A 2,250-nucleotide genomic window follows, 5' to 3' on the forward strand; every position below is an offset into this window, starting at 1 on the left:
CCAGCGCCGAGATCCGCGGCTCCCCCGGCTCGACCACCCACGCCAGCGCCATCCGGGCCCGGCGCTCGGCGTCCGGGGCCGAGGTCGGCCGCGGCACCAGCTGCTCCGTGCCGCTCACGGCGCCCGCCCCTCGAGCTGCTCCCCCCGCCGCATGGCCAGCGCGGCCAGCAGGTGGGAGCGGGCCGGCCGGGACGCCTGGGCCAGGTCGGCCAGGGTCCAGCTGATCCGCAGCACCTTGTCGACCCCGCGGGCGCTGATCCGCCCCCGCTGCAGCGCCTGGTCGAGGGCCTCGACGCCCTCGGGCAGCGGGAGCACCCGGCGCAGGTGGTGCCCGACCACCTCCGCGTTGGTCGACCAGCCGGTGCCGGCCAGCCGGCGCCGTTGCCGCTCGCGGGCCTCGAGCACCCGGGCGCCGACCACGGCGGTCGGCTCCCCCGGCTCCACCCCTCCCCGCAGGTAGGCCCGGCGCAGCGGGGCGAGGGTGGTGGAGATGTCGACCCGGTCCAGGATGGGGCCGGAGATCCGCTCGGCGTAGCGGCGCACCGCCATCGGGGTGCAGGTGCACTCCGCGCCCGGCGTGGCCGCCTGCCCGCACGGGCACGGGTTGGCGGCCAGCACCAGCTGGAAGCGGGCCGGGTAGCTGGCCTGCACCTCCGCCCGGCCCAGGGTCACCCGGCCGGACTCCAGCGGGGTGCGCAGCCCCTCGAGCACCTTGGACGGGAACTCCGGCGCCTCGTCGATGAACAGCACCCCGCGGTGGGCCAGCGAGATCGCACCCGGACGGGCCATCCGCGCCCCACCGCCGACCACGCTGGGCAGCGAGGCGGAGTGGTGCGGGTCGGCGAACGGAGGCCGGGTGATCAGCCCGTCGACACCGTGCCCGGCCAGGGAGTGGATGGCGGAGACCTCCAGCGCCTCCGACAGCGTGAGCTCGGGCAGCAGCCCCGGCAGCCGCTCGGCCAGCATCGTCTTGCCGACACCTGGCGGACCCTGCAGGAAGAGGTGGTGCCGGCCCGCGGCGGCCACCTCCAGCGCCCACTTCGCCTCGGGCTGGCCGACCACCTCGCAGACGTCCTTCGTCGCCGGCTGCTCGACCGGGTCGGGGACGGCCTGGGGTGGCGGTAGCACAGGGCGTCCGTGCAGGCAGTCGACCAGCTCGACCAGCGACCCCACCGAGTCGACCGTCAGGCCCTCCACCAGACCGGCCTCGGCCCGCTGGTGGTGCGGCACCACGACCCGCTCGAACCCGGCGTCGCGGGCCGCCAGCAGCGCGGGCAGCACACCCCGCACCCGTCGCACCCGGCCGTCCAGCCCGAGCTCGCCCAGCAGCACCCGGTCGCGCAGCGCGTCCCGCGGCACCACCTCGGCGGCGCCGAGCACCGCGGCCACGATGCTGAGGTCGTAGTGCGAGCCCGCCTTGGGCAGGTTGGCCGGGGTGAGGTTGATGGTGACGAGCTGGCTGGGCCAGCTGAACCCGGAGGTGGAGACCGCCGCCCGGCACCGGTCCCTCGCCTCGTACAGGGCGGTGTCGGCCAGGCCGACGAGCACGGTGCGCGGCAGCCCGCCGCCGATGGCGGCCTCCACCTCGACCATCTGCCCGTCCATCCCCAGCAGCGCCACCGACCAGGTCTGCGCCAGGCTCATCCGACGCCCCGCACGTGGCTGAGCAGCGGCATCTCGCCGGGGCGCAGCACCACCCCGACGGCGTCGATCCGGATCCGCTCGGGCCGGGGGTCGGCGCGGGAGGACCAGATCGCGGCCAGCTGGCGCAGCTTGCGCAGCTTGGCCCAGGTGATCGCCTCCAGCGGGTCGCCCCAGCCGAGGCCGCGGCGGCACTTCACCTCGCAGAAGACGTAGGTCGCCGTCGAGGGCTCCCTCGCCACGATGTCGATCTCACCCTCGCTGCAGCGCCAGTTGCGCTCCAGCACCTCACAACCCTGCTCCTCCAGCAGCCCGGCGGCGAGCGTCTCGCCCAGCCGTCCCAGCGCCTGTCGTGTGCCCATCGTCCCCACCTCCGCCCCCACCGTGGGCGGGCGCGGCCGCGGGTGCCGGGCGGGGCGAGGAGGTTGTGGACGGCGCTCGGGGGCTGTGCACAACGTCGGCGGAGGTAGCCCTTCGACAGGCTCAGGGCGCTGGGAGAGTCGGGTGTCGCCCTTCGACAGGCTCAGGGCGCTGGGAGAGTCGGGTGTCGCCCTTCGACAGGCTCAGGGCGCTGGGAGAGTCGGGTGTCGCCCTTCGACAGGCTCAGGG

The 2,250-nt window shown here is 75.8% G+C and carries 2 protein-coding genes; both read right to left on the reverse strand.

Annotated elements, in window-relative coordinates; genetic code table 11:
* Positions 1-114: 114 nt before the first annotated feature.
* Positions 115-1,644, reverse strand: a complete 1,530-nt coding sequence (locus tag DVA66_RS19605; protein WP_114561488.1) for a YifB family Mg chelatase-like AAA ATPase — start codon at positions 1,642-1,644, stop codon at positions 115-117.
* Positions 1,641-2,003, reverse strand: coding sequence for a YraN family protein (locus DVA66_RS19610; protein ID WP_114561489.1), 363 nt, complete (start codon positions 2,001-2,003; stop codon positions 1,641-1,643). The genes DVA66_RS19605 and DVA66_RS19610 overlap by 4 nt, the downstream gene beginning before the upstream one ends.
* Positions 2,004-2,250 lie beyond the last annotated feature (247 nt).

This window comes from Desertihabitans aurantiacus, assembly GCF_003344635.1.
Taxonomy (GTDB): Bacteria; Actinomycetota; Actinomycetes; order Propionibacteriales; family Propionibacteriaceae; genus Desertihabitans; species Desertihabitans aurantiacus.